This is a genomic window from Streptomyces sp. NPDC088194 (assembly GCF_040702025.1).
Classification (GTDB): domain Bacteria; phylum Actinomycetota; class Actinomycetes; order Streptomycetales; family Streptomycetaceae; genus Actinacidiphila.
The window spans coordinates 1-11967 of the sequence record NZ_JBFBIV010000158.1 but is presented as its reverse complement, the minus strand read 5'-3'; the positions used below and the strand labels follow the sequence as shown (position 1 = coordinate 11967).

Here is an 11967-nt window from a genome sequence, read left to right as displayed (position 1 = left end):
GTGTTCCTCGGGGCGGGCACGCGCGGGGCCGCGGGTTCGGTCACCGCGAGCGCGGTGACGCTTCGTCTACCAGCGGTACCAGCGCCCGCGGTTGCCGCCCGATCCGGTCGAGCGCAGGAGGAATCCCAGCGCCCAAAGGACCAGCACCACGATGCCGATCCACAGCAGCAGTTTCACCGCGAAACCCGCACCGATGAGAATCAGTGCCAGCAGGAGAACAATGAGCAACGGTGCCATGATGGTGAACCTCCGAGAATTGGTGTGCCCGGGAGTCGCCGGCCGATTCAGGGGATTCCTGTGACAACTCAGGCGAGGCAGTACCCGTGGTGCGGACAAGTGGTACGCCGACGCCCGCGCTACCGGGCGGTCGGGAAATGCGATGAGCCCCTGAGGCGGGAACCTCGGTTCCCGGCGTCCCCCGGGACGTCGACGACGCGGGGGGTGTGCCGGACCGGTCAGGCGCGCGGACACGGGCGGAGCCGGGTGTCAGGGCGCGGGCCGGACCCGCCGGGGTGCGCCGGTCAGGCGCGTCGGCCGTTGGTGACGGCCCGGTGGATCGCGAGCAGGATCATCGATCCGGCGATCGCCGCGATCCAGGTGGACAGGTGGAAGAACCCGTTGATGGAGTGCACGTGGAAGATGACCTTCCCGAGCCATCCGCCGAGCAGTCCACCGAGAATTCCGATGACCATCGTGATGATGATGCCGCCCGGGTCGCGGCCCGGCATGAGCGCCTTGGCGATGGCGCCCGCCAGCAGTCCGATGATGATCCAGGCAACAATACCCATGACGCGCTCTTTCTCCGTTTCCGACGATCCCTGACAGCGACCGTCTTTACCGGCGCTGGACTTTCAAACACCCGTTCCCCGCGAAGCATCGGATGATCGGCCCGGGGTATCGTCCCGAGCACCGTGCGAAGAGACCGCGACAAGTGGGGGAGGCAGGAATGGCGGGGCAGGGCGCGGAGGTGTCCGCCTGGGCCGCAGGCGGCGGGGTGTGGATGGTGAGGATCGCGGGCGATCTGGACGAGTCCCGCACGGCGGCGATGTCGGACGCGCTACGGCGGGGCCTGGACACCGGTGGACGGCGCACCGTGGTGGACGCCTCGGACGTGGCGTTCGCGGACTCCTCGGTGCTGCACACCCTCCTCCAGGCCAGAGCCGCATACGTCGCCACTGAGGTCGAGTTGGTGATCGCGGGGCCCAGCCTGGCGGTACGCCGGCTGCTCGACGTGACCAACACGGCCTCGGCGTTCGTCCTGGCGGACAGCCTGCGGGAGGCGATGGCGTATTGACGGCGCGCGCTCGGTGACGGCGGGGAACCCGGTGGCGTGCCGTTGCGCGCACCGGGTAGACAGGCCCCCAGTGAGCGGGGAAGCAGCAGGTGATCAGCACGGCGCGGGTACGGGCATCGGGTCCGGCGGCGCCGCGGGATCGCCGAGCGCGCTTCCCCGGTCCAGCGCGGACGCGCGGGCGGCGGTCCTCGCTCTGCTGGAGCGGCGCTTCTGCGCTCCGGCGGCCGACTGGAGGGAGACCGTGGTGGTGGCGGATGTGCTGCTGGTCACGTCGGAGCTGGTCACGAACGCCAACCGGCACGGCGGCGGCCTGACCCGGTTCTCCGCGGAGATCGACGGGGACGCGCTGCGGTTGTACGTCGGAGACGCCAGCCCCGAGCCCCCGGTCAGCCCGTCCGGACCGGACGCGGCCGAGGACATGCCGAGGATCGGCGGGTACGGCTGGCAGATGGTCTGCCGGCTGGCCCACGAGGTGACAGTCGTCACCCACCGCGCGGGCAAGACGATCTCGGCCGTGCTCCCTCTGGTGTAGCCGGCACGGCCGGTCCGGGGCGGGTGCCGGGCCCTTCCGCCAGGCCCCTTCCGCCCCGGCCCCTCGGCCCTCGTCCCGCAGGCGGGCGGCGCCGTCGTGCCTGACCCGGACGTGGTCCGGAGCCGGCCCGGAGCGCGCCCGCGCGGTGCCGAAAGCCTCCGGTGCGGCCCGCCGTTGGGACGGGGGCCGGTTGCCATCGGGGCGGGACATGCAGGATGGTTGCCGGGTGGCAACGATTTCGTCGAGTCGATGAGGTGAGGGATTCGCACAGCGGGTCCTCAGCATATGGTCTCCACCAGAGCGCAGACCGGCGCCGGACCGGAACACGGTTCTCCGTGGCGCCGTGCCCCCTATCCCGTCCTGGTCGTTGACGGCCGGGACACGATCGTCGTGCGGAACGACTCCGCCGAGGCGCTGCTGCCAGGGGCCCGCCCCGGGACGCGCTTCGCGGACTGGGCGCCGGACTGGCTGTCCGCCGCGCACAACGCCGTGCGGGCGCCCCGCCCCCGCCCGGCCGGCTCCGCGGCGGCCGAACCGCTCTCGGGCCTGATCGGCGAGCGGAGCTTCGAGGCGTACCCGCGGGCGCAGGGCGACGGCACGGTGGTGTGGTGGCTGGTCGACGACACCGAACTCCGGCTGGTGCGGGAGGCGTTGCGGCTGGAGCGTGAGCAGACCGCGTTCCTGACCAGGGCGTCGAGCACCCTGCTGTCCTCGCTCAACATGGTCCGCTGCATGGAGGTGATCGCGCACCTGGCCTCGGAGCACCTCGCCGACGCGGCACTGGTCGTCGCGCCGGCCCGCGGGGCCCGACTGCCGATGGTGACCTGCCTGCGCGGCGGAGACACCGTACGGACCCACGCGCCGGTCGACCCGGACGAAGTGCCCGGCCTGGGCGAGGCGTTGCGCGGCTTCCCGCCGATGCCCTCGCGGTGGATCGACCCGTCGGCCGCGCCCGACTGGCTGGTGCCCGACGGGTTCGGCCCGGCCGGTTCGATCGTGGTCACCCCGCTGCCCGGCCACGGCGTACCCGCCGGCGCGCTCGTCCTGCTGCGCCGCTCGGGTGATGCGCCGTTCACCGACAACGAGGAGGTCTTCGCCCGGCTGTTCGCCGCCCGCGCGGGCGTCGCGATGTCGGCCGCCCGCCTGTACGCGGAGCAGTCGTCGATCACCGAGACGCTGATGCAGGAGCTGCTGCCCCCGTCGCTGCACGAGGTCTCCGGCGTGGACTTCGCCGGCGGCTACCGGCCGTCGGCGGACCACGAGCGGATCGGCGGGGACTTCTACGACGTGCACCCCGCCGTCGTCGACGGCGAGCCGTCGCTGGTCGCGCTCGGGGACGTGTGCGGCAAGGGGCTGGAAGCCGCCGTGCTGACCGGGAAGATCCGCAACACGCTGCACGCGCTGCTGCCCATGGCCGACGACCACCAGCGGATGATCGGCCTGCTCAACACCGCGCTGCTCAACTCCCGCCACAGCCGGTTCGCCACCCTGGTGCTGGCCTCCGCGGTACGGAAGGGCAGCGGGGTGGGCCTGCGGCTGACCAGCGCCGGTCACCCGAGCCCGCTGATCGTCCGCGCGACCGGCGCGGTGGAGGAGGCCAGGACCCGGGGCACCCTGGTGGGCGCCCTGCCCAGCGCGCCCGCCCGCACCGCGAGCATCACCCTCGCGCCCGGCGAGTCCTGCGTCCTGTACACCGACGGGATCACCGAGGCCAAGGGAGGACCGATGGGCGGCACGCAGTTCGGCGAGGAACGCCTCCAGCGGGCCCTGTCGGAGTGCGCGGGCATGCCGGCCGAGAGCGTCGTCGAACGGGTCCAGATGCTCGCTTCGGAGTGGGTGGGGAAGGGCTCCCACGACGACATGGCCGTCGTGGTGATTTCCGCGCCCCGCAGCCACCATCTCATCGCGGTGAACGGCCACACCCGGGGCCGCTTCACCGCGTGATGCCGCGCCTGGTGAACACCGCGCCTGGTGAACGCCGCACCTCCTGACCGCCGGGCTCCGGCCCGCCGGGCCGCGCGTGCGCCCGGCGGGAGGCGCCGGCACGGGCCCGGCGGCCGCGCGCCGGGCCGCGGGGTGCGGTGAACGCGCGCATTCAGGGCAGATGCGTTGCATGAGAACCAGTACACGGGACCGCCTTCCGGACAGCGGTGTGGTCGAGCGGTTGGTCGACGAGCTGTGGGAGGCCGTCGTGGCGACCCACGAGCGGAGGGCCACCGACGTGGTGCTGCGCGCGCTCGCGGACGGCGTGCACCCGGAGACCCTCCTGCTGGACGTGATCGCCCCGGTGCAGGGCAAGGTGGGCGAGGAGTGGGCCGCCAACCGCCTCAGCGTGGCCCAGGAGCACGCGGCGACAGCCATCAACGAGCGGGTCGTCACCGCGCTCACGCTGCACGCCGCCCCGGACACCGCGCCCGACCAGGGCCGGATCACGGTGTCCTGCGTCGACGGGGAATGGCACGCCCTGCCCGCCCGCCTGCTCGCCGAGGTGCTGACCCTGCGCGGCTGGCAGGTGGACTACCTCGGCGCCCAGGTCCCCACCCCGCACCTGGTCGGCCACCTGCACCGCACCGACGCCGACGCGGTCGCCCTGTCCGGCTCGATCGCGGTCCGGCTGCCCACCGCGCACGCCGCGATCACCGCCTGCCAGGCCATCGGCGTACCCGTGCTGGTCGGAGGAGCCGCCTTCGGACCCGGGGGCCGCTACGCCCGGCTGCTCGGCGCCGACGCCTGGGCGCCCGACGCCCGCGCCGCGGCCGACCGGCTCGCCCGCGGCCCGCTGCCCCGCCCGCAGCCCGACCACCAGCCGGCCGACGACCTGCCGCACCTGGCCGACCAGGAATACACCATGGTCACCCGCAACAGCGCCTCGCTCGTGCGCACCGTCCTCGCCTCCCTGGAGGAGGCGTTCCCCGCCATGCGCGGATACAGCGCGGCACAGCGGGAGCGTACGGCGGAAGACCTCGCGCACATCGTGGAGTTCCTCGCCACCGCCCTCTACCTGGGCGACGCGGCGCTCTTCACCGGGTTCGTCACCTGGACCGCCGGGATACTCACCGCTCGCGGCGTCCCCGCGCACAGCCTGCCGCCGGCCCTGGGCATCCTGGCCCGCGAGCTCAAGGACTTCCCACGGGCCGTCAACATCCTCGAACAGGCCCTCGACACGCTCGCCACCGCCCCTCGCACCATCGCCGGGAAGCCCCTATGACGATGACACCCCCCGCCCATCTGCGCCTGACCACGGTCGACACCGAGGACACCGTCCGGATCGAACTCCACGGCGACCTCGACTACGACAACGCCGACCGCCTCGTGGCCGCCGTGACGGAGAAGCTCGCCGAACACCCGCACCTGGACGACCTGCACCTGCACTGCGCCGAACTCGGCACCGTCGACACCATGGGGCTGTCCGCCCTGCTGATGATCCGCCGCCGCACCGGCGAAGCCGGCGTCCGCCTCCACCTGGACGAGCGCGGCACGCGGCTGGACCGCCTCCTGGCTGTCACCGGTACCCTCGAACACCTCACGGCGCCGGTGGCCGGCACGGACGAGACCGGCGCGGACGAGACCCCCCGTGACGAACGGGGAGGCGACGGTGCCCCGTAGCGCCGGGCCGGACACCACCCCCTGACGGCGAACTCCCCGGCCGCCCCCGGCCGCTCCCGGGCGCACAGAACCGGGACCCATCGACGGGGAGCCCCTGCCAGCACCAGACGTCGCCTCAGGAAGCCTCTCCGAGGAGGCCGCCCGGCCTGCCATCGCCTCCGCCATCGCCCCCGCTTCCCCGTCCCAAGTCCGGTTGGCCTCGGGCTTTCACGAGCGGGCTTGTGCGGGTCCGCGCGGGGGCGCGCCCAACTCACGGCGGACAGCGACGAACGCGGACCCGGCGCCGTCTCCGCGGCCTGATCCGCCCGCCCGGTGGCGTCATTGGGTACTCGACGCGTACTCGGCGCGTACTCGATGCGGGGCACCTCGGCGTAGACGGGGCGGGACAGCGGGACGGTCAGGGTCATTGGTGTGCTTTGCGCACATCAATGTGCCTTTTGTGACGCCCTCGTTGCTTCCCTATGGTGGGGCTACGCACTAGTCGTAACCAATTGAGGAGCGACATGCCGGTCCAGCGTCTCAACCATGCCGTGCTCTATGTCCGCGACGTCGAACGCAGCGTCGCCTTCTACTCCGACCTGCTGAAGTTCCGCACCGTCTTCCGCCTCCACGCCGACGGCGGCAAGGTGCCCGAGGGCGCGTTCGTGCAGGCCGAGGGGTCTTCCAACGACCACGACCTTGCCTTCCTCCAGATAGCGGACCCGGCCTCCCCGCAGAGCCCGGGCCGACACCCCGGGCTCGCGCACCTGGCGTGGGAGGTGGACACCCTGGCCGAACTCCGGCAGATCCGCGACAAGCTGCTGCGGGCAGGTGCGCTGGCCCACGAGATCGACCACGGCACCACCAAGTCGCTGTACGTCAAAGACCCGGACGGCCTGGAGTTCGAAGTGTGCTGGCTGGTGCCCGCCGAAAGGATCGACGAGGTGGACCGCGAGGCCTTCACGCCGCTCGACCTGGACGCGGTCATCGCACAGTTCGGAGCCGACCTCCCGGGCGGGACCGGCATCTCCGCCCCGGCCCGCCACTGAACCGGCGAACGCCGTTCGCCACTGGAGCCCCGCGGCGTCTGCGGATCGCGCGGTGCCGTGCCCGTGGACGCGAAGAAGCCCGCTGGGCCGGAGCGATGTGCTCCGCCAGCGGGCTTCCCCGTCTGTCGGGACGACAGGATTTGAACCTGCGACCCCCTGACCCCCGGTGGGGCATATTCGCCCTGTCCCGGATGAACGGGGCGTGCGGTACGTACGGATACGCGATCGCTCACCACCGGGCGCGCGGGATGCGGCCCCGAACGGTCCCCCAGCAAATACCTGCGAGCTGCACGAGGCGCGTACTCACCGGGGTTCCCGCGGGTCGACCTCTGACGGTCAAGAGAGAGCCTCGCTCGAATCCGGCTGTCATGCGACCTGCTTGCTGGGGTCCGTAGCCCTGTCCGCCCGATCCTGGTTGCCGAGGGAGCGGGCGGACACGTGACCGGTCAACTACGGTTCCGGCTCAGTCGAGTTGGGCGGCCTTCGGGCTGTCGGCCATGTTCACGGCGTCCGCGAGGGGCAGCGCCGTGTCGTAGACGTGTACGTCGCTGATCTCGCCGTCGGCGTACTCGCCGTAGCCGCCGGTGAATTGGCGGCGGCCGATTTCGAGTGGTCCGGCGGCGTTCCAGTCGGTACCCGTCCAGTGCGTGGTGGCGGCTTTGCTGCCGTCGACGTAGAGGGACATGGTGTGGGCGGTGGAGTCGTAGACGGCGACCAGGCGGGTCCACTTGCCGACGACGGGTGTCGTGGGGCTGTACACCCCGGTGAAGTCGGTGGAGACGGTGTTGTCGGAGTTGTGGCGGTTGAAGGCCCAGGCGTTGGCGCCGGACGAGTAGTAGATCTGGAAGGCGTTGGTGTTGCCGCTGGTGTCGGACTGGGAGAGGAAGGTGGAGTTGGCGGCGGTGGAGCCGAGCTTGACCCAGGCGGAGATGGTGTAACTCTTGGACGTGTCGACGGAAGGCCCGCTGGTCTCGGCATAGCCGGTGGTGCCGGTGAGGTCGAGGACCTTGCCGCGGGTGGTGTCGGTCGTCCAGGCGGCGGCGCCGTTGAGTGTGGCGTCGAGCGCGCCGTCCTGGTCGGCGGCGGTGGAACCGGTGCCGTCGTCGAGGTTCCACCAGTGAGCGGCGGAGTCGGTCGCGGGTCCGATGGGCATGGCGGCGCTGAAGTTGGTGCCGCAGGTGCTGCCGTTCACGACGCCCTGGTATTCGGTCAGTTCGCCCTTCGTGGTCACGGCGAAGAGGTCGGGACAGCCGTCGGCTGTTCCGTCTGCCGCGGTGCCGTTGGCGTCACCGGGAGAGGAGACGAGCGGGTAGTCGGCCGGCGGGAGCGTGAGACCGAGAGTGGTGTGGGTGGCGGCGTGCAGCAGCGGCACGGTGTTGGTCGCTGGGTCGAGTCCCAGGGAGTAGCTGTACAGGGCGCCGGTGGTGTTGTCGCGTGCCCAGAGGGTGGAGGTGCCATTGACGGTGCCGGGCGCGAGCAGGGTCAGGCCGGACCAGTCGCCGTCGCCGAGCAGGCGTGGGTAGGTGAGTCCGCCCGGGGCGGTCTGGTAGCTCCACAGTTCGTTGTTCTCGACGGTGATCAGGGTGGGGTCGCCCTGGACGTCGTTGTAGACGTTGCCGGCGACCACCATTTGAGTGATCGACGCCTGCTTGCTGTAGCCCGCGCTCCGGCAGAGCGCGTCGTCCGGTTCGTGTTCGGCGCTCTCGCAATCCGGTTTCGCGAACTTGACGTCCCTGTCCGGGCTCTTGTCGATGTAGCCCGGGAACTCCGACCACGGCGTGGTCGTGGCGTCGCCGGTCGGGTCGAGGTCGTTCTTGACAAGGTAGAGCGTGTCTGTGTCCTTGTCGTAGGCGAAGAGGTCGTCGCCTTCCCCGCCGGAGATGTTGCCGCGGTGGGCGAGGAGGTAGTGGGTCCAGTCGCCCCCGTCGGGAGTTTGTGCCGCGGTGGAGACGATTGCCGGTCCGCCGACAGGGGCCGGTTTCGAGCCTGCGACAGAACCGGTCTGGACGGGTGCCGCGCTCGACGCGGGGTCCATGCCACCGGGAAGGACTTCCAGGTCGCCGGTCTTGGTGGCGACCAGGAGGTCGGGGTTGCCGTCGCCGGTGACGTCTCCCGGCCGGTATGCCGGGTTCGGGTTCCAGGGCACGACGAAGGTGTAACTGGAGGGCGCCTGCGACATGTTGCCTGCCTTGTCCACGGCGTCGACGTAGAGCGTGTGGACACCCCAGTGACTCAGCGGAACCGTGAGGGAACCGGTCGCGACGCCTCCGCTGCTGCTCTTCACCTGACCTGTGCTGCTCGACGCGGTCGGCTCGCTGTCCAGTGCGAACGCGAAGTGGTCGATTCCGCTGCTCAGACAGGCGTTCGGGGTGCAACTGCTGTCGGAAGCGGGGCTGTCGGTCCCGGTGACGGTGAACGTGGTCGTGCCGGTGGGGCTGGCGTACACGACCGGGTCGGCCGCGCCGCCGCCGACCATGGGGAAGGAGGGGTTAGGCGCGATGGTCGGAGTGGGAGGAGGGGTGAAGTCGGTGCGGAACCAGCAGTGGTCGCTGATGGCGGAACTCTTCCCGGCCTTGTCCGTGGCGTAGGCGTCCCAACCGTATTCGTGGCCGTCGTTGAGGACGAAGCCGATGGGCTCACTGGCGACGGTTCCTGAGGCGAGCAGGCTGGTGGTCGGAGTCGACTTGTCGAGCGCGGCGCCGCTGGAGTCGAGGACGGTCCGGTCCCATACGTGGAAGTGGCCGGCTACGGTCTCGCCCGAGACGTTCGAGGTGACCGTTGCGTCCAGCTTCACGTTGCTGGAGCCGCCGGTGTTGGTGGCGGCGCCGAACCATCCGTCGCCGCTGGTCGTGCAGGCGGCATTGGCACCTGTGGCGGCCGGCACGGTGTGCAGTCCTGTCGGTACCGACGGAGGGATGTCGAAGGTCACGCTGAGGACGAACACCGTCGACATCCGGAGGTAGTTGTCCGGATCAGAACTGCTCTCGTCGCCGAACAGGCCGATGGTCCATACGTCATGGCCGCGGGTGGCGATAGTCTGAGCTTGGGACTTGACGTTGAAGTCGGCGGTCGTGTTGCTGCAACTGCTGTCCGGGTTGGCGCCGCTGGCGACGTGGGTGGCGACCGCGGGGTAGTCGGAGTCGAGGGTGCTGGGCTTGTTGTCCCAGTCGGTGGTCGTGCTGATGGAGTTCGTGGTGTGCAGGGTGATCGGCTGGTTGTGGGAGCAGTCGTAGCTGGCGGCGTAGGTGGTGGAGACGGCGATGCTCGCCTTGGACACCACCATGGCGGCGGTGAGCTTGTCGGTGTTGATGGCGTAGTAGGACCGCTCGATGCCGCTTCCGCAGGCGCCGCCGTAGCCCTGGTAGCCGACCCCTTCGCCGTTGGTCTGCGGCTGGTCGTACTTGGGAGCGTTGGAACAGGCGGAGTTGGAGTAGACCTCGTCGAAGTGGCCGGTCTTCTCCGACACCGGGTTGGTGGCCGGGTCGATGTAGAGCGGATAGGCGGTGTCAGGGTCGGTCAGCACCGACGGGTCCGGGGTCAGGGTGAGTCCGTCTCCGCTGGTGGCCATCGGTACTGGCACCACTTGGGAGTCGGGGCCGGGGCCGGCCGCTGAGGAGCCGCCCGGGTCGTCAGCATCTGCCCGTACCGAACGTTGCCCGGCGGCCGAGGCGGTCGCTGCACTGCCGGAGCCGGAGTCCCACATCAGCGGCTGGGGGGTGGTGTAGTCGAGGTCCCCGTTCGCGGCGGTGGCTTCCATCCCACCGGACGGCGTCGCCGACAGTGTGAGCCCGTCGGTGGACGCGGCCAGGGTGAGTTGCCGGATCAGAGGGTTGGCCGCGGCCTGGGCGTCATGGACGACCAGGACATCGCTGAATCCGCCCTGGTCCGTCACCGACACCGAGAGGTCAACGCCTGGCAGCACCGACGTGTATGTCGCGTCGGCCCCCGTCACGGTGGGCGAGGGGAGGGTGAAGGGCACGGACAGGGACATGCTCGACCCGTCCGCGTGGTGGAGTGTCACCAGCGGACCGCTGCCGCCGCCCGACAGCGTGACGCCGTTGGGCGTCGCGGCGGGCGAGTACGTGCCGTCCGGGTTCGGGCTGAGCGTGGCGTCGACTGGTGTCCAGTCGCCGTTTTTCTGCACGCGTACTGGTGACACATCGGACGTCGAGGTGAAGGAGCCGTCGGGGTTGGCGGTGACGCTGTAGGTCTCGGTGGTCAGTGCGTCGACCGGCACGGTCTGGTCGTTCGCCACGGCCTGGTCCTGAGCCGCGGCCAGGGGATCGTCCGGCTGAGCCGGCGTGTCGGCGTAGGCAGGTAGGGCGGGCGCTGTGAACAGTACGGCGACAGCTGCGGTGATCAGGGCCGTGCGCCGGACTCGGGCACGGGACACGACGCGCCTTTTTGCGCGGTAATGGAACAACGGTGGCACTTCCTTTAGGTCAGGACCCCCCAGGGCCTGTGATCCATCACACATTTGCGACAGCGGTCCACCACGTTCGGTGATCGACCGACTGTCCGATTCTGTGGCTTTGGCAGCTTTTCCATCTTCACGGGATGGGCACGCGAGTGACGCAAGAAGAACACGAGGTACCCACCGGGCCGACACAGGGTATTGAAATGCCTGTTCGGCCTCAATAGCCTCCATCCGGCGATCACACCATCTGTGGTCGTGTTCACACGGCCCGTCACGGGCTATGTACCAGGGGGGCGTTACCGCGATGGCTGGCGGGCGGGGTTTCTTCGCGGCACGACGACACCGCAGTTGGATGCGGTCGCTGACGTGTGCCGTGGTCATGGCCGTGGTGACGGCACTGTTGGTTCCCGAGGCGTTCGCGCAGGGGACTTCGACCGGGTCGTCGGGCTTCCACGGGGAACTGTGGAACCCGGTGAAGCTTGCTGCCACGCCTTCGCCCGGCAGCCACCAGTTGAAGGCTCCCGCGACGGTCAAGGCACCGAATGCAAAGGCGCTGACGCCGTATCAAGCGTCCAAGCCCTCGTGGGCTGCCGCGGGCAGCGCCACCGTCGCACTGGCCACGTCCTCGGCGACTGCTTCGGCGAAGCCCGTACGGGCCGGTTCCCTCCCCGTGTGGATCGCGCGTGCGGCCAAGACCAAGAGCGGCCACGCTGCCACGGCTGCCTCGTCGGTGCGGGTCCAACTCGCCTCCCATGATCACGCGGTGCGGTTCGGGGCCAACGGGATGCTGCTCGGGGTCACCCGGGCCGACGGGAAGTCGACAGCGGACCACGTCAAGGTCGTCATCGACTACTCCTCCCTGACCAAGGCGTACGGCGGGGGCTACGGCGCGCGGCTCCAGGTGCAGCAGGTGCCCGCCTGCGCGCTGACGACGCCGCAGGTCGCCGCCTGCCAGAAGCGGACACCGATCACCTTCACCAACCGCGCCGGATCAGCCGAGTTGACCGCGGACGTGGGGGGGGGGGGGGGGCCCCCCGGCCCCGCCGGCGCCCACCGGGGGAGAAGGCAGGGGTAAGGCGGGAACGGCCCC

At 70.6% G+C, this 11967-nt stretch carries 10 protein-coding genes; 7 read left to right on the top strand and 3 right to left on the bottom strand.

Annotated elements, in window-relative coordinates:
- Window positions 1-66 precede the first annotated feature (66 nt).
- Window positions 67-237, bottom strand: coding sequence for a hydrophobic protein (locus AB0399_RS39060; RefSeq protein ID WP_329363004.1), 171 nt, complete (start codon window positions 235-237; stop codon window positions 67-69).
- 284 nt (window positions 238-521) lie between these two features.
- Window positions 522-788, bottom strand: coding sequence for a GlsB/YeaQ/YmgE family stress response membrane protein (locus AB0399_RS39055; protein WP_328471521.1), 267 nt, complete (start codon window positions 786-788; stop codon window positions 522-524).
- 158 nt (window positions 789-946) lie between these two features.
- On the opposite strand from AB0399_RS39055, the gene AB0399_RS39050 reads away from it, so the two are divergent.
- The 6 genes from AB0399_RS39050 to AB0399_RS39025 all read left to right on the top strand — a co-directional run bounded on the left by AB0399_RS39050 (window position 947) and on the right by AB0399_RS39025 (window position 6460).
- On the top strand, window positions 947-1294 hold the full coding sequence (locus tag AB0399_RS39050) for an STAS domain-containing protein (protein ID WP_366414520.1): 348 nt from the start codon (window positions 947-949) through the stop codon (window positions 1292-1294).
- A gap of 70 nt (window positions 1295-1364) precedes the next feature.
- Window positions 1365-1826: an ATP-binding protein gene (locus AB0399_RS39045; RefSeq protein ID WP_366414519.1), complete on the top strand. Its 462-nt coding sequence runs from the start codon at window positions 1365-1367 to the stop codon at window positions 1824-1826.
- Window positions 1827-2111: 285 nt separating this feature from the next.
- On the top strand, window positions 2112-3770 hold the full coding sequence (locus tag AB0399_RS39040) for a GAF domain-containing SpoIIE family protein phosphatase (protein ID WP_366414518.1): 1659 nt from the start codon (window positions 2112-2114) through the stop codon (window positions 3768-3770).
- 169 nt (window positions 3771-3939) lie between these two features.
- Entirely contained in the window at window positions 3940-5034 is a 1095-nt protein-coding gene (locus AB0399_RS39035) for a B12-binding domain-containing protein (RefSeq protein ID WP_366414517.1), read from the top strand.
- Window positions 5031-5432 carry an STAS domain-containing protein gene (locus AB0399_RS39030; protein WP_329362993.1) on the top strand — a complete coding sequence of 134 codons (402 nt, stop codon included), beginning with the start codon at window positions 5031-5033 and terminating at the stop codon, window positions 5430-5432. The genes AB0399_RS39035 and AB0399_RS39030 overlap by 4 nt, the downstream gene beginning before the upstream one ends.
- Window positions 5433-5935: 503 nt before the next feature.
- A complete protein-coding gene (locus AB0399_RS39025) occupies window positions 5936-6460 on the top strand; it encodes a VOC family protein (RefSeq protein WP_366414516.1) in 525 nt (174 codons plus the stop codon).
- A gap of 463 nt (window positions 6461-6923) precedes the next feature.
- On the opposite strand, the gene AB0399_RS39020 is transcribed toward AB0399_RS39025, so the two are convergent.
- Entirely contained in the window at window positions 6924-10715 is a 3792-nt protein-coding gene (locus tag AB0399_RS39020) for a LamG domain-containing protein (RefSeq protein WP_366414515.1), read from the bottom strand.
- Window positions 10716-11229: 514 nt separating this feature from the next.
- Between AB0399_RS39020 and AB0399_RS39015 the strand changes: the two genes are divergently transcribed.
- Window positions 11230-11952 (top strand): hypothetical protein, encoded by a 723-nt coding sequence (locus tag AB0399_RS39015; RefSeq protein WP_366414514.1) that lies wholly within the window; start codon window positions 11230-11232, stop codon window positions 11950-11952.
- Window positions 11953-11967: the final 15 nt, after the last annotated feature.